Origin of the sequence: Pseudomonas sp. LD120 (assembly GCF_009861525.1) — a bacterium.
In the GTDB taxonomy this organism is placed as follows: domain Bacteria; phylum Pseudomonadota; class Gammaproteobacteria; order Pseudomonadales; family Pseudomonadaceae; genus Aquipseudomonas.
Window position 1 is genome coordinate 3,117,208 of the sequence record NZ_WVHL01000005.1, and the last position, 15,273, is coordinate 3,132,480.

General features: G+C 62.9%; 13 protein-coding genes. 5 read left to right on the forward strand and 8 right to left on the reverse strand.

Annotation, left to right across the window (positions count from 1 at the left end; all coding sequences use genetic code 11):
* Entirely contained in the window at nt 1-423 is a 423-nt protein-coding gene (locus tag PLD_RS28735) for an NUDIX domain-containing protein (RefSeq protein ID WP_159898071.1), read from the forward strand.
* Between the two features lie 21 nt (nt 424-444).
* On the opposite strand, the gene PLD_RS28740 is transcribed toward PLD_RS28735, so the two are convergent.
* Both PLD_RS28740 and PLD_RS28745 read right to left on the reverse strand, forming a co-directional pair.
* On the reverse strand, nt 445-1,467 hold the full coding sequence (locus PLD_RS28740) for a sensor domain-containing diguanylate cyclase (RefSeq protein WP_159898072.1): 1,023 nt from the start codon (nt 1,465-1,467) through the stop codon (nt 445-447).
* A gap of 213 nt (nt 1,468-1,680) precedes the next feature.
* A complete protein-coding gene (locus PLD_RS28745) occupies nt 1,681-2,319 on the reverse strand; it encodes a LysE family translocator (RefSeq protein ID WP_178116253.1) in 639 nt (212 codons plus the stop codon).
* 120 nt (nt 2,320-2,439) lie between these two features.
* Between PLD_RS28745 and PLD_RS28750 the strand changes: the two genes are divergently transcribed.
* On the forward strand, nt 2,440-3,393 hold the full coding sequence (locus PLD_RS28750; protein WP_159898073.1) for a LysR substrate-binding domain-containing protein: 954 nt from the start codon (nt 2,440-2,442) through the stop codon (nt 3,391-3,393).
* On the opposite strand, the gene PLD_RS28755 is transcribed toward PLD_RS28750, so the two are convergent.
* The 3 genes from PLD_RS28755 to PLD_RS28765 all read right to left on the reverse strand — a co-directional run bounded on the left by PLD_RS28755 (nt 3,386) and on the right by PLD_RS28765 (nt 5,444).
* Complete coding sequence (locus tag PLD_RS28755) at nt 3,386-3,880, reverse strand: DUF1543 domain-containing protein (RefSeq protein WP_159898074.1); 495 nt, start codon at nt 3,878-3,880, stop codon at nt 3,386-3,388. The genes PLD_RS28750 and PLD_RS28755 overlap by 8 nt on opposite strands.
* 65 nt (nt 3,881-3,945) lie before the next feature.
* A complete protein-coding gene (locus PLD_RS28760; protein WP_159898075.1) occupies nt 3,946-4,305 on the reverse strand; it encodes an antibiotic biosynthesis monooxygenase in 360 nt (119 codons plus the stop codon).
* Nucleotides 4,302-5,444: a cytochrome P450 gene (locus tag PLD_RS28765; protein WP_159898076.1), complete on the reverse strand. Its 1,143-nt coding sequence runs from the start codon at nt 5,442-5,444 to the stop codon at nt 4,302-4,304. The genes PLD_RS28760 and PLD_RS28765 overlap by 4 nt, the downstream gene beginning before the upstream one ends.
* An 81-nt stretch (nt 5,445-5,525) precedes the next feature.
* Here PLD_RS28765 and PLD_RS28770 point away from each other — a divergent pair, with 81 nt between their 5' ends.
* Nucleotides 5,526-6,290, forward strand: a complete 765-nt coding sequence (locus PLD_RS28770) for a helix-turn-helix transcriptional regulator (RefSeq protein ID WP_159898077.1) — start codon at nt 5,526-5,528, stop codon at nt 6,288-6,290.
* A 31-nt stretch (nt 6,291-6,321) separates the two neighbouring features.
* Here PLD_RS28770 and PLD_RS28775 read toward each other — a convergent pair whose 3' ends face one another.
* On the reverse strand, nt 6,322-9,927 hold the full coding sequence (locus PLD_RS28775; protein WP_159898078.1) for a transporter substrate-binding domain-containing protein: 3,606 nt from the start codon (nt 9,925-9,927) through the stop codon (nt 6,322-6,324).
* A gap of 319 nt (nt 9,928-10,246) precedes the next feature.
* On the opposite strand from PLD_RS28775, the gene PLD_RS28780 reads away from it, so the two are divergent.
* Complete coding sequence (locus tag PLD_RS28780) at nt 10,247-11,455, forward strand: EAL domain-containing protein (protein WP_159898079.1); 1,209 nt, start codon at nt 10,247-10,249, stop codon at nt 11,453-11,455.
* Nucleotides 11,456-11,534: 79 nt separating this feature from the next.
* A complete protein-coding gene (locus PLD_RS28785) occupies nt 11,535-12,047 on the forward strand; it encodes an AAA family ATPase (RefSeq protein WP_159898080.1) in 513 nt (170 codons plus the stop codon).
* Nucleotides 12,048-12,536: 489 nt separating this feature from the next.
* Here the strand turns inward: PLD_RS28785 and PLD_RS28790 are convergent, their stop codons facing one another.
* Both PLD_RS28790 and lpdA read right to left on the reverse strand, forming a co-directional pair.
* Nucleotides 12,537-13,556 (reverse strand): branched-chain amino acid aminotransferase, encoded by a 1,020-nt coding sequence (locus tag PLD_RS28790; RefSeq protein ID WP_159898081.1) that lies wholly within the window; start codon nt 13,554-13,556, stop codon nt 12,537-12,539.
* Nucleotides 13,557-13,868: 312 nt separating this feature from the next.
* On the reverse strand, nt 13,869-15,260 hold the full coding sequence (gene lpdA / locus PLD_RS28795) for a dihydrolipoyl dehydrogenase (RefSeq protein WP_159898082.1): 1,392 nt from the start codon (nt 15,258-15,260) through the stop codon (nt 13,869-13,871).
* Nucleotides 15,261-15,273 lie beyond the last annotated feature (13 nt).

The following is a 15,273-nucleotide window of genomic DNA, read 5'->3' on the forward strand; positions in this document are numbered from 1 at the left end:
ATGCTGGTCAATAAAGCCTGCCCGGTGGTACTGCGGCACGGGAGTTCACTGGAAATACTGGCCTTCAGGCACCCTTTGGCCGGATTGCAACTAGTCAAAGGCACGCTGGAGCCCGGTGAGTCCAGTGCTGTCGCCGCGGTCCGTGAATTGCTGGAGGAGGCGGGGGTTCAGGGAGAGGCCGTGCGCCAGCTGGGGATCTGGCACTCGGGTTTTTCCGGGCAGGTTTGGGCTTTCCATGAGCGTCGCGTGGCTGAAGGTTTGCCGGAGCGCTGGCAGCATGCGTGCGGTGATGATGGCGGACACAGGTTCAGTTTCTTCTGGCATCCCCTGGGTTGTGAGCCCTCCGCCGAATGGCATCCGCTGTTTCAAGGCGCTTTGAATTTTCTGCGTGAGCGCAGAGTCAGCCTGCAGGTTAATGCCTGAGGGCATTGGACTGACCTCGCCTTACGGCCCCAACCGATACTGGTTATCGCCGCTGCGCTTGGCCTCGTACATCGCCAGATCGGCGATGTGCAGTAGCTGATCCATGCGCCCGGCGTGGTCGGGGAACACCGCCACCCCCAGGCTGCTGCCGATGCTGTGGCGCTGGTTGTCCACTGCTACGGGGGGGGACAGTGCCTGGACGATTTTCTCGCAGATGCGCCGGGCTTCTTCTATCAGGTCCAGCTCCATGGACAGGCTTTCGAGGATCATCACGAATTCATCGCCGCCAATGCGCGCCACGGTGTCGCTGGCACGCAGGATGCCTTGCAGGCGCTGGGCGATGGTGCTTAGGACCCGGTCGCCGACGGCGTGGCCGTAGTGGTCGTTGATGGCTTTGAAACGGTTGAGGTCGACAAACACCAGGGCGACCCGGGTCCGGTTCAAGCGGGCCTGCTCCAGGGCCCGAGACAGGCGCTGCTCCAGCATCAGACGGTTGGGCAGGCCGGTCAGCGGGTCGAAATGCGCCAGTTGCTGCAAGTGCCGGGTGGAGACCTTTTCGTCGGTGATGTCGCGCACCACGCCCATCATTTTGATGGTTTCATCGTGGGCGTTTTTCACCACGTTACCGGTTTCCCGCAGCCAGTGAATGCTGCCGTCGGGCCACACCACGCGGTACTCCTCGTCATGGTTCTCGCCGGTTTCCAGGCAACGCAGCTCACCGGCGCGAACCCGTTCCCGGTCCTCGGGGTGCACACAGGAGCAGAACAGCTCGTAGGAAGGCACCACGGCGCCGACCTCGTAGCCGAACATGCCGTAGATGGCTTCCGACCAGTACAGGCGCTGGGTATCGACCTCCCAGTCCCAGGTGCCGATCCGTGCAAAGTATTGGCTGCGCTTGAATCGCTCGGCGTCCTCGGGCAACTGCTCGGCACGTGTTCGATACGCCCGCAGTTGGGCCTGGGCGCGGCGTTCACGGCGCAACAGCCATAGCGTCAGCACGCTCAGCAGCACGCATAGGCAAAGCAGGGACCAGACAGCAATCATCGGATTCTGGACAGCATCAAAGGGAGTTCCTGGAACCGGTATGGCGCTTTGCTATGTTAATTCACGGCAAGGGCTGATCCGCAGTTTTTTTCTGCAGCCCCTGCGCCTCGTTCGTCGCCGGCATTGGCCGTGCCGGGCCATTCTGGAGGGCTCGTCGATCCTATCCGTGCAGGGTGCAGGTAGCAGGTAGCAGGTAGCAGGTAGCAGGGGGCTTCAGGCCGCGCCCGGGTGGCACAGTTCAAACAGTGAATAGAGCATCCCCAGCAACGCCACCGTCAGCAACACCAGGCTTGAAACAAGGGTCACCAGGCGCTGGTAGCGACGCGAAAATCCCTGGCGCGCCACCAGGATGTAAGCCCCGAGCACGGCAAAGTCGATCAACACCCAGATCAACGTCAGCAGCAGCGCGCTGTGTTGCAACGAATGGCTGACCTGAATGAACTGGGGAAAGAACGAGACGAAGAACATGATGTCCTTGGGGTTGCTGATGCCCAGCAAAAAACCGCTGGTCAAGCCCTTGCCGCGATTGTGCGCACGCCTCGCAACGGCTGGCTGGTCCTGCGCCGCTGAAGCCTCGCGCAATCCCTGCAGCGCCAACCAGGTGATAAAGCCACACCCCAGCAGACTCACCCAATTGATCAGCCGTGGGTCCAGCGCAAAGCCGGTGGTCAGCATCAGCACCGCCAGCAACGCCAGCAGCAGCGACGCTGCATGGGTGCCCAGAGCGGTCAGCAGGGCTTGGCGGGGGCCGGCGTTGAGGCTGGTGCTGACGATCAGCGCCACTACTGGGCCCGGGGTCGCCACCAGCATCAGCACGCTGAGCATGTACAGCAACAATAACGACAGATTAATGTCCACGAGCAAGCGCTCCTCAGTAAGGGGGGAGCGCGCAGCTTGGTGGCTTTTGTCGGCATTGAAAAACGCAAAAAGCTATGACCTACTATGATTTTTAATCATGATTGGTGCTTGCCAATGGTTGAATCCTTGCCGCCCCTCTACGCCTTGCGTGCCTTTGAGGTGGCTGCCCGCTCCAGTTCCTTTACCCGGGCCGCCGAGGAACTGTCGCTGACCCAAAGCGCGATCAGCCGGCATATCCGGACCCTGGAGCAGCAGTTCGGCTGTCGTCTGTTCGAGCGCCACGGACCCAGGCTTGAACTCACCGACGTCGGGCAGCGCCTGGCCCGGGAACTCAAGGCGGGTTTTCGAATCATCGAGGACGCCTGCTCGCCCTTGCGCGGCGCGGGTGGTCCGTTGCGCCTGAAAGCCCCCTCGACCCTGACCATGCGCTGGCTGTTACAGGTTCTGGAGCAGCTCAAGCACGCCGATCCGTCACTGCAGGTGCAACTGGCCAGCGTGTGGATGGATTTCGACCATGTGGACTTTCATGCCGAGCCTTATGACTGCGCGATCCTGCTGGGCAACGGCCAGTTCGGTAGCACAGTCCAAGCCTGCAAGTTGTTTGATGAATGGCTGATTCCCATCGGCCCGCCTGAGCCGGCGGATGCCCCGCCCTGGACGCTGGAGCGGCTCAAGGGCGCGGCGCTGATTCACCCTTCGGTCGACCGCCGCGACTGGCGGCGCTGGTTGCAGGCGCAGGGGGCGCAGGAGCAGGAGCTGCTGGAACAGGTGCGCCTGGATCGCGGCCTGGTCTTCGACACCCTGGATCAGGCCATTTGCGCCGCCATGGGCGGGCATGGCCTGTCCATTGGCGATCTGCACCTGTTGGCCGAGGACATCCGCCGCGGGCGGGTCGGCTTGCCGTTTCCTCGCGCGGTGGCTTCAGGCGACGGTTATTACCTGGTCTGGCCGCCGGGCAACCGACATGAGGAGGCAATCCACCAACTGCGGGGGTTTCTGTTGAGTCAGGTGACGTCGATTGCCGATCTTGATCTGAGCTACCGGGTTCCCGGCGCGCCGCTCAACTGAGGATGAGGTAATCGTTGTGCTGCACGATGCCGTCGTGCGGCCCAGGTACCAGGTGCACATAGCGGCCTTGCAGTAGGTCGATCGGCAGGCAGTCGTCCACATCCAGCAGTGCATCGGTGTGGGATTTGTGCCAGTGGGCGAGCATCTGCCGTTTGCCCTTGGCCTTGGCTTCGGTCTTGTTTCTGGCCACCACCAGCAGGTAGTGGTGGGCCTCGCCGAAGGTTGCCGCCTCGTAGCCGCCCAGGTTGAGGAAGTACAGGCGCGGCGCGCCCGGCCCGGGGGCCAGGGAGCTGAGCTCGACCTTGTATTCCTCGACGCCGTCGACCTGCATCCACGAGTCGATATGCAAGCCCGCCGGGCTGCCGAACCAGCCTTCGCGCAGTTGTGGATAGGCCGCTTGCAGGCTGTCGGCAATCACGAACTGCACGTCATGGACTTCGATTTTCGCTCTGGGGTGCTTACCCCCCAGCATCACCACAAACAGCATGGGCGTTCCTTTCTCCGGTATCGGTTGCGGGATGAGCCCTCGGCTCGGCGGGTGCACGTTTTACCTTAAGGGCGGCGTGCATGCCAATGGGCTTGAAGGCTGTCCCGGGGGGCTTGTGCGCGCTCGTTCAAGCCGTAGTCGCGCAGCACCTGGGTGACCCGCAAGCGATAGTCGGCAAAGACCCGCTCCCGGCCCAGGGCCTGAGCCTGGCGGTGACACTCCAGCTGGCGCCATTGGCTTACGGCCTGTTCATCGCGCCAGAACGACAGCGACAGCAGTTTCTCGGGCTGGCTGAGGCTCTGAAAGCGCTCAATGGAAATGAATCCGTCGATGCCCGCCAGGTGCTCCTTGAGCTCGGCGGCCAGCGCCAGGTATTGCTCGCGCAACGGTGGGTGCGGCAGCACTTCGAAGATCACGGCAATCATTGTCCGGCCTCCAGGCTGTCTTCGAACAGCGGAATGCGGCCATTGACCGAGGGCTGATAGCACCAGCGCAAAGGCAACCTGCTCAGATCCGATGTGCGTAGCAGGGCCTGCAGCAGGGCGCCGACGATATTTTGCGCCAGCCCCTGTCCGGGGCAGCGGTGCACGCCGGCACCAAAGCTGAAGTCGGGTGGCGTGGCCGCAGCGCCGGTGACCGCCGCCAGGGCCGGGTCATGGTTGGCCGCCGCCAGTAGCACCAGTACGCAATCACCGGCTTGCAGCTCAATCCCGTTGAGGGTGCAGGGCTCGGCCACGAAACGTCGGGTGTTCTGCACCGGTGGGTCCAGACGCTGGCGTTGCAACAGCCAGGGCGCCAGCGCCGCCGGCGTCTGGCGCAGGTGTTGGCACAGCGCCGGATCGGCCAGCAGGGCGATCAGGCTGTTGCCGATGAGCCCGGCACAGGCGTCGTGGGTTTGCGCCAGCAGGCCCACTAGATTGGCCAGCAGATCCTGGGGATCGAGGTCGCCCGATCGGCGCAGGATGTCACTCAGCAATGGGCTGTGCTCAGGTGCCGCGAGCACTGCCTGCAACTGTGCGCTCAGGTGCTGCGTGGCCTGATCGGCGGCCAGCAACTGCGACTCATTACTCAGCGGCGAGAAACAGGCCACCCATTCGCCGGTGCGCCGGGCCAGGTCCTCTCGCTGTTCGGTGGGCACGCCCAGCAAGCCCGCGACTAGCGCCACCGGCAACGCAAACTGCCAGCGGCGCAGGTCGGCGGCGCGCAGCGGTGCAACAAGGGCCGGGCGCCAGTTGGCCAGGGTGGGCATCAGGTCGCTGGCGACCAGTTGCCCCAGGCCCGCTTCGATGGCCGCGCGAGGGCAGCGGTGGCGCGGGCCATCATTCATGCGCATCAATCGGGCGAACAGTTGCCCGGCGGGGCGCCGGACAATCGCGCGGGGTACGGGCTCATGCAGCGGACGCACGCGGCAGGCGGGGTGGTTCAGCACCGCCGCTACCGCCGTGGCGCTGCTGGCCACCCAGAGCCCGAGGGTGGCATCGAAGGTCAGGCCGCCACGGGCGCGCAGGCGGGGGTAGTGAACGTCATAGGGGTTGAAATGGGTAGCTGCACTGATCGGGTCCATGATTTATCTCTTTGTCTGGCAGATATTCAGGTTGCTACTATCCTCATCGTTTCGAAGGCATGATTCGTCAGGGAGCGAAATATGAATGCAGTGCAGAACGACCAGCGGGTATCCAGTGTGGCGGCGGCGATTGCCGAACCAGCCCGGACCCGGATGCTGTGTGCGCTGATGGACGGCCACGCCCGCACCAGTACCGAGCTGGCGACCATCGCCGAAGTCAGTACCTCCACCGCCAGCGCCCATCTGAGCAAGCTCAAGGACGCCGGCTTGCTGCGTCTGCAGGTTCAGGGACGGCACCGTTATTACTGCCTGGGCGACCCGCTGGTGGCCCAGGCCCTGGAGGCACTGATGGTGATCGGTCAGGCCAGTGCCCCGACGTTCACCCCGCGCACCCCCGATCGCCTGCAGTTCGCCCGCACCTGTTACGACCATCTTGCGGGTACCCTGGGGGTGCAGTTGCATGACCGGCTGTTTGAGGCCGGCTGGCTGCTGGCGGCCGAGGACGGCGAGCAGGGCGATGCTTATCGGGTCACGGACAGCGGCGTGGAATTTTTCCGTGGGTTGGGCATCGAGGTGGCGCAGTTGAAAACCTTGCGCCGGCGTCTTGCTTGCCCGTGCCTGGACTGGAGCATGCGCCGTCCGCACCTGGGGGGCGCCTTGGGCGCGGCATTGCTGCGTGCCCTACTGGAGCGGAAATGGTTGATCCAGGACCTGGACAGTCGCGCCCTGACCCTGACCGGTACAGGTGGCCGTTACATCAGCAAGCGCTTTGGCATGGCCTTGATTCAGCCGGCGAAGCCGCTGTCCGCCTCGGTCCGCCTGGAGCTGCACAGCCTGGCCGACTGAGAACTCGTCCGGCCGGTGCCGCGAGCCCTGGTCAGTCGGTGTTCAAGGACTCCAGCAAGTCACGATCGAGGCCGACCATCGCCAGCTCCAGCCGGGTCAGAGCGCTTTTGATCTGGCTGGCGCTGCTGTCCTCGCGGCAAGCTCGCTCCAGGTACTCGCATTCTTCGATCAACGCCTGGGCCTTGATGATCCGCGCCGCGCCGCGAATACGGTGGGCGAGGTCGGCGGCGCCCTCATTGCTGTCGCTGGCCAGCAGCTCGCGGATTTGTTTCAGGTCTTGCTGATTACTCTGATGCAACCCCTTGAGCACCCGCTGAATGGACTGCGGGTTGCCCCCGGTGAGGTGGTTCAACTGCTGGATGTCGTAACGCTCGCTGGTGGCCTTGAGGGGCATCCGGGGCAGGACCGGCAGTTGCCGCAGGCGCCGATCCAGCTCGGGCAGGGCGATGGGCTTGAAGATGCAGCCATTCATCCCAGCATCCCGGCAGCGCTGCTCTTCTTCGGGCTGGACATTGGCGGTAAAGCCGAAGATTTGCACCGCCGGGCGGTTCTGCAGTTGCTCGGCGGCGCGGATCTGCTGGCTCAGTTCGTAGCCGTTGAGCACCGGCATGTTGCAGTCGGTAATCACCACATCGAAGGTTTCACGCTGCCAGACCTTGAACGCTTCGGCGCCGTTTTGCGCCTGGCTCAGGGAATAATCGAGAAAGCGCAGTTGTTCGCAGAGCAGTTGGCGGTTGGCTTGGCTGTCGTCGACCACAAGGATGTGCAGAGGTGGCTTGGCGGTCACTGGCGGAGGTTGTTGCGTCTCGGTGCGCGGCAGGTCCTGTAAGGGGGCGAGCCGGCTTAACTGCAGTTGCACCCGAGCCAGGGTGCCTTGGCCGGGGACGCTCTCCAGGCTGAGCTGGCCGCCCATCATCTTGCACAGGGTCCGGCAGATCACCAGCCCCAGACCGGTGCCCGAGCGGGCATTCTGATGCTGTCCGGGTACTTGGCTGAACGGCTGGAACAAGCGCTTCTGGTCGTCGCGACTGATGCCGATCCCCGTGTCCTTGATCGTCAGCAACAGCGGGAGCAGGTGCGGATCGTCGCGCTCGGCCAGCAAACGGATCTGCACACTGCCGTGTTCGGTGAACTTGATCGCATTGCTGACCAGGTTCGACAAAATCTGTTTGAAGCGCAGTGGGTCCACCAGCACCTCGTCGTTGGCGCTGAAGTCCAGATCCAGCTCCAGGCGCAGGCCTTTCTGCCTGGCCAGGCCATCGAACACGCGGAACACCGATTCCACCAGGTCCCGCAGGTTGGCTCGCTCCGGGCTCAGGCTCAGGCGCCCGCTCTCGATCCGGACGATGTCCAGGATGTCGCCGATCAGGTCCAGCAGCCCTTGGGCCGAGCTGTAGGCCACCTCGATCGAGTTGCGGTCGAGCTGGCCTTGATCGGCACGCTTGAGGGCCAGTTCGAGCATGCCAATCACTGCGCTCATGGGGGTGCGGATTTCATGGCTCATGGTGGCCAGGAAGGTGGTCTTGGCCCGGTTGGCCTTGTCGGCGTCGTTCTTGGCCTGGGTCAGTTCATCCAGCAGTTGCTGGCGCTCGCTGATGTCCAGCCAGCCGCCGATGATGCCGACGATCGCGCCCTCGGCGTCGCGGTAGGGCAGCATCCAGTGGTAGATCTGCCGCAATTGGCCGTTGATGTGCACCTGGCGGTCAAGCAGCAGGGGTTGGCCACCGTCAAGGATGGTCTTGAAATCTTCGCCGAACTGCTTGGCTTCGGGCACGTCCAATTGGTCGAGGCTGGTGCCCAGAACATGCTGGCGGTCAACTCCCATGGTCTTGAGGTAGCTGTCGTTGCAGATCACCAGGCGTCGTTGCAGGTCACGTACGTAGATCGGGTTCGGCGTGCCGTTGATCAGCGCGTCCATGAACCGCATCTGGTCGTTGAGCGCATCCTCGGCCCGTTTGCGTTGGCTGACCTGACGCCGCATGGCATAGCCCCAGGCCAGGGCGATCAGTAGCAACAGCGCCGAGCCAGCGGCCGCCAGATAGAGCGTGTTGCGGTAGTCGCGCCAGGATGGCGGGACGATCGGGGCCTTGGAACGCCAGCGGTTGTTGAGCTCGGTGATGGCATCGGGAGCAATGCTGCGCAAGGACTTATCGATGATCCTGAACAGCTCCAACTGGTCGCGACGCACGCCCAAGGACTCATTGAGCAAGGGCAGGTTGAGCACTGACCTGATCTTCAGTTGGTCTTGTTTGATCCGCGGCATGTTGAAACTGATGGAGATTTCGGCCTGCACAACCCCGTCGCCCTTGTGCTCGCGCAGCAGGCTCAGGGCTTCGATGTTGGTCTGCACTTCTTCAAGCTGGATCTGTGGATAGCGCTCGCGCAGCAGGGGCAACAGTGCATGGCCCCGGCCGATCAGGAGTTTTTTGCCGGCCATCTCGTCCAGGTTTTTTGGGGCCCCGGGTTCATCGCGAGTGATCAGCATGTACGGCCCCACGAGGTAGGGACGGGTGAACAGCATGTAGGTTTCGCGCTCAGGGTTGCGCGCCACGTCAGCGAGCATTTGCACCTGGCCCTTGCGTAAGGCCTGGTTCAAATCCTTGAGACTGGGGTATGAGGTGATTTTGAAGGTCAGCCCAGTCTTGGTTTCGAGCATCTCCAGCAAGTCTGCGGTGATCCCCAGGTAGTTGCCATCGGGATCGTAATAGGACAGCGGCGGCAGGTAACGATGGACGCCAATCTGCACCACCGGATTCTTTTCGACCCAGCGTTGTTCGTCATCGGTGAGGATGGTTTTTTCCATGCTCAGCAACAGCCGGTCGCCCCAACGGTTGCGAATACTGGTGTCCTGCTCTTTATGAATGGACTGCAGCGCGGCGTTGAGCAACCGCTGCAACTGCGGGGCCTGGGGGGCGATTGCGAAGGAGAATCCCAAGGCGCCGGTCGGGCCGCTGTAGATGATGCGCAAGTAGTCGCTGTAGTTGCGCGAGATCAGAAACTGGGCCGAGATCGCGTCACTGAGCAGCACGTCGGCGTCCCCGAAGGCCACGGCGGCGATGGCGGCGTCCGCACTCTCGTAGCCGACAATCTGTGCCTTGGGGTACATGGTCTGCACCTGCGCCTGGGAGACGATATCCAGAGAGATGGCCAGGCGGCGTCCCTGCAGTCCGTTTTTTAGGGCCTGCGAGTCGCCTTGGCGGATCACCAACGTGGGGCGGCTGACCAGGTAGTCGCGGCTCTGTCGCAGTTGGTGTCGGTGGGCTTCGTCCGAGGTGACGCTGCCCATGAAATCGATTTCACCCTTGCTCAGGGCGTTGAAAAGCTGCTCGCGGGTGTCGTAGGCGCGGATGCTGATTTTCACCCCCAAAGAGTCCGCCAACAGGCCAAGGTAGTCGGCTGTAACGCCTTCATATTCTTTGGCTTCGTTGACCATTTCCAGAGGCGGCAGGTTTTGCCTTGAGGTTCCATAAACCAATTCGCGCCTTTTGCGCAGCCATTGCCAGTCTTCGCCGGACAGCGGCAATTCGTGGTTATGGGGCGTTTCATAATTGAGCAGTTGCAGGGGGATCGCGGTGTCACCCAGTGCCGGGAGGCATGCCAGCCAGATCAGCACCGGCAGCAGTAAAAAACGAGGCATCTGGGCTCCTGATCGAATAGCGGCACAGGGACGGTGCGAGAGGGACACAGCGGATGGCCGCTGCTCATGGCCGTGCACCAACGGGTCGCCAGTGCTGGAAACCAATATATATGAAACCTGGGTATTTTCCCGAGCCATTGCCTGTTGAGCAAGTCCGCCGATGCGGGCGGACCGAAGGTTATGCTGATCGCTTGACCCGCTGGCGGTTAGCGATACGCTTGTTTAATCCGTGCGCTCTGGGTGGGCGCGTCGATTGCTGTCCCCACACGGATTCGGCGACGCTCAACTTTGGTCGTCCCCGTTTCTCCAGGATCATTGATTGAATACCTTGAAGATACTTGTGCTCGAAGACCATCCCGTGCAGCAGCTACTGGCGCTGGAGCAGTTGCAGCGCCTGGGGGTGGTCGAGCCATTGGCGGCGGCGGATGGGGTCGGCGCGCTCACGCTGTTGCGTGAGCGCGGTGCGGCGGATGTGGTGCTTTGTGATTTGCAGATGCCGGGCATGGACGGCCTGGAGTTCTTGCGCCGGGCCAGTGAAGAGCGCCTGGTGCGCGGGGTGATTCTCTACAGCCTGATCGACGCCGACCTGCGCCGGGCAGTGCTGCAGATGATCAGCCTGCACGGTCTGATCGTCCTCGGTGATGTGGGCAAGCCGGCGGAACTGTCGGCCTTGCAGGCGATGCTCTATTTTTATCAGCAGCACCATCAGCAACCGGCCTCGGCGCCGCCGCGGCACTTTGCCCCGGTGAAGCGCGAGGACCTGCTGCAGGGCGTCGAGCAGGGCCAGTTCGTGTCCTACTACCAGCCCAAATTCGACCTGCAGCAGGCCATTTGCTGCGGCGCCGAGGTGCTGATGCGCTGGGTCCATCCGCAACGCGGCATTCTCGCTCCGGCCGCGTTTCTCGATGAACTGGAAGCCGAAGGCCTGCTGGATCAGGTGTTTCTGCAACAACTGGATCAAAGCATGGCCTTGCAGCGGCAATTGCTGAATCAGGGCGAAGAACTGGAGCTGGCCTTCAACCTGTTGCCCCGGCAGTTGGCTTGCAGCGACATGGTGGGGCATATCCGCCGGACCATCGAGCGCCATCGGGTGCCGCCACGCTTGCTGACGTTCGAGATCACCGAGGTGGGGCTGGTACAGGCCCCGGCCATCAGCCTGGAAAACCTGGTGCGCTTGCGCATGATGGAGTGCAACCTGGCCATCGACGACTTCGGGGCCGGTTATTCCTCGCTGCAACGTCTGTGCGAATTGCCCTTCAACCAGATCAAGCTTGATGCCCACTTTGTCCGTGAACTGGTGCGTCAGCCGCGCTGCCGGGCGGTGGTCGGCGCCTCCCTGGCTTTGGCCAACAAGCTGGACATGCGCCTGGTGGTCGAAGGCGTGGAAACCCAGCTTGAACGTCGTCTGCTGCTGGAGATGGGCTGCGTGCTGGGCCAAGGCTACTGGTACGCCAGGCCGATGCCGGAAGCCGAACTGCTCGCCTGGCCTCGCAGCGTTCCCAGCGTACCGCCAACGCAATCTTTGTGAAACACCGGACCAACCCCTACTGGACGCCGGTGGCCATTGTGTTGAAACTGGCCACCCTTTGACTCCGGCAGCAACGTGCATGCTTATCGTGTTCAGCGGATTGCCCGGCACCGGCAAAACCACCATCGCCCGGGCGCTGGCGCCACACCTCAAGGCCACCTATCTGCGTATCGACACCATCGAGCAGGAGCTGCGCAACAGTGGCTGGCCGGAGGTTGGCAAGTGCGGCTACCAGATTGCCTTGCAGCTGGCCGAGGCCAACCTGCTGCTGGGCAATCTGGTGCTGGCCGACTGCGTCAACCCCGTGGCTGAAAGCCGCGAGGCCTGGCAGGCCCTGGCGCGTCGCCTGGGCGTGGATTTGCTGGAACTTGAGGTGGTCTGCTCCGACCGGCAGGAGCATCGACGCCGTGTCGAGACCCGGGAGCTGGATGTGCCGGGGCTGCAAGCCCCTAGTTGGCAGTCGGTGCTTGAACATGATTACCAGCCCTGGGCGTCTTCGCCGCTGCTTATTGACAGCGCGCAACTATCACTACAGCAGGCGGTGCAACTGATCCTCGCACAGCTCCGATCGGCTCTTGAGCCTCAAACCTGAACGCCGGTGTGAGTGCCCGGCTTGGCATCGGCTGCATAGATGGCAGCGCAGGCGGCCGATGAATGGTGCTGCATAGGGTGTGCCGGTGCAGTTGGTGGATGCCTGGCGTGGCTACGGTCCCAGGCGGTTGAGGTGATTTAGTGAGTCTGGATGATGCCTGCCATCGATCCGATGGTGTTCAATCCTGAGTGTCTGCTTGAGGGGCGGTGAGCCGCCCCGAGTCGTTTAGCACTGTGATCAGTATTGCGAGCGCCGTGCGCTGAGCCCCCTAGTCAATCACGCTTGGACCGCCCTGAGCGTTACTTTAAGACGGTGTAGACAAAATCAAGTAGTAAGTCGACGGGGACTGTCAGATTTTTTGTGTGCAGGCCGGACGGTTACTAATAGCAGGCAGTCTTTTTGAGTCGCTGGTGACGTTCTACCTATCTGGCGAATCAGCGCTTTCCCACCGACGGAGTCTCCGAACGATGGGAAAGATAAAGCAGCCAATCAGACCTTGACGATCCAGCCCTCTGGCGCTTCGATGTCGCCGGTCTGCACGCCGGTCAGCTCTTTGTAGAGCTTCTGGGTGATCGGGCCGACGTCTTTTTCGCTGTAGAACACGTGCAGCTTGTCCTGGTACTGAATGCCGCCGATCGGGGTGATCACCGCCGCAGTACCGCAGGCACCGGCTTCCTTGAAGTCCGAGAGCTTGTCGATGAACACGTCGCCTTCGACCACTTCCAGGCCCAGGCGGGTCTTGGCCAGCTCGATCAGCGACAGGCGGGTGATGCCCGGCAGCACCGATGGCGAGTTGGGGGTGACGAATTTGTCATCGTGAGTGATGCCGAAGAAGTTCGCCGAGCCCACTTCCTCGATCTTGCTGTGGGTCAGCGGATCGAGGTAGATGCAGTCGGCGAAGCTGGCTTTCTTGGCCTGGGAGCCGGGCATCAGGCTGGCGGCGTAGTTGCCGCCGACCTTGGCTGCGCCGGTGCCTTGCGGCGCGGCGCGGTCGTAGCCGGAGATCAGGAAGTTGTGCGGGGTCAGGCCGCCCTTGAAGTAGGCGCCGACCGGGATCGCGAAGACCGAGAAGATGAACTCGGGAGCGGTGCGCACGCCGATGTTGTCACCCACGCCGATCACGAACGGACGCAGGTACAGCGCGCCGCCGGTGCCGTATGGCGGAATGAAGCGCTCGTTGGCACGGACCACGGCCTTGCAGGCTTCGATGAACTGTTCGGTGGACACCTGCGGCATCAGCAGGCGGGCGCAGCTGCGCTGCATGCGCGCGGCGTTCTGGTCCGGACGGAACAGGTTGATTGAGCCGTCCTTGCAGCGGTAGGCCTTCAGGCCTTCGAAACATTGCTGACCGTAGTGCAGGGCGGTGGAGCCCTCGCTGATGTGCAGCACGTTGTCTTCGGTCAGGGTGCCTGCGTCCCACTCGCCGTTACGCCAGTGCGACAGATAGCGCTTGTCTGTCTTGATGTAGTCAAAACCCAGCTTGTCCCAATTGATGCTTTCGTTACCCATGACACCCTCTATCACTTAACAACCGCCGGAACGGCTCAAGGCTTCTGACGTTTTTTTGGATGGGCACAACAATACTGCATTCCGGGGGCGTATCGCATCCCGGACTAAGGGCGGGTGAGCAAAAAAACTTAGCCAGCTCATAAAGCGCTCTCGATACAGCCATGTGCACCTACTGTGGTGAGAGAGCTTGCTCCCGCTGGGCCGTAAAGCGGCCCCAATCCGGCCTACGCAGTATTTCCGTTGCACCGTGTCTTCCTTATTGCCAGCGCTGCGCACTGGAGCGGGAGCTAGCTCCCCCGCCACTGGGGGCTTCTATAAATGCAGGGCGTGGCCCAGTGCCCGCAGCGCCGCTTCCTGGACCGCTTCACCCAGGGTCGGGTGGGCGTGGATGGTGCCGCCGATGTCTTCCAGGCGCGCGCCCATTTCCAGGGATTGGCCGAACGCCGTGGACAATTCGGAGACACCGACCCCCACCGCCTGCCAGCCGACAATCAGGTGATTGTCGCTTCGGGCCACCACCCGCACGAAACCGCTTTTCGATTCCAGGGTCATGGCCCGGCCGTTGGCCGCGAACGGGAAGCTGCTGACGATGCAGTCCAGCCCGGCAGCGCGGGCCTCGTCCGGAGTCTTGCCCACCACCACCAGTTCCGGGTCGGTGAAACACACCGCCGGGATCGCCGTCGGGTTGAATTCGCGGTGCTTGCCGGCGATCAGCTCGGCCACCATCTCGCCCTGGGCCATGGCCCGGTGGGCCAGCATCGGCTCGCCGCTGAGGTCGCCGATGGCCCAGACGTTGCGCATGCTGGTCTGGCAGCGCTGGTCGATCTTGATCGCCGCGCCGTTCATGTCCAGGTTCAGGCTTTCCAGGTTCCAGCCCTGGGTGTTGGGCTTGCGGCCCACGGCCACCAGCACCTGATCGGTGGCCAGGTTCAGGGTGTCGCCATTGGGCTCGCGCACCTGCAGGCTGCTGCTGGCGGCATCGAAGCCCAGCACGCTGTGCTTGAGGTAGAGCTTGATGCCCAGCTGCTTCACCGATTCCAGCACCGGCTGGGTCAGTTCCGCGTCATAGGCCGGCAAGATGCGTTCCTGGGCCTCGACCACGCTGACCTCGACCCCGAGCTTGCGATAGGCAATCCCCAGTTCCAGGCCGATGTAGCCGCCGCCGACCACGGTCAGGCGCTTGGGCAGGGTCTTGGGCGCCAGGGCCTCGGTGGAGGAGATGATCGGCCCGCCGATGGGCAGCATCGGCAGGTTGACGCTCTTCGAACCGGTGGCCAGCAGCAGGTGCTCGCAGTGGATGCGGGTGTCGGCGCCTTCGATCTCCACGGTCTTGCCGTCGATGACCTTGGCCCAGCCGTGAATCACCTGGACCTTGTTTTTCTTCAACAGCGTGGCGACCCCGGTGGTCAGGCGGTCGACGATGCCGTCCTTCCATTCCACGCTCTTGCCGATGTTCAAGGTTGGCGCCGCCACTTCGATGCCCAGGGCCGAACCCTGGCTGTGGTGGCGGGTCTGGTGGAACTGTTCGGCCACATGAATCAGCGCCTTGGACGGGATGCAGCCGATGTTCAGGCAGGTGCCGCCCAGGGACTGGCCTTCCACCAGAATGGTGGAGATGCCCAGTTGGCCGGCACGGATTGCCGCCACGTAACCGCCAGGACCACCGCCGATGATCAGCAGTTGGGTGTTGAGAGTCTGTTGCATGCCTGCTCCTCTG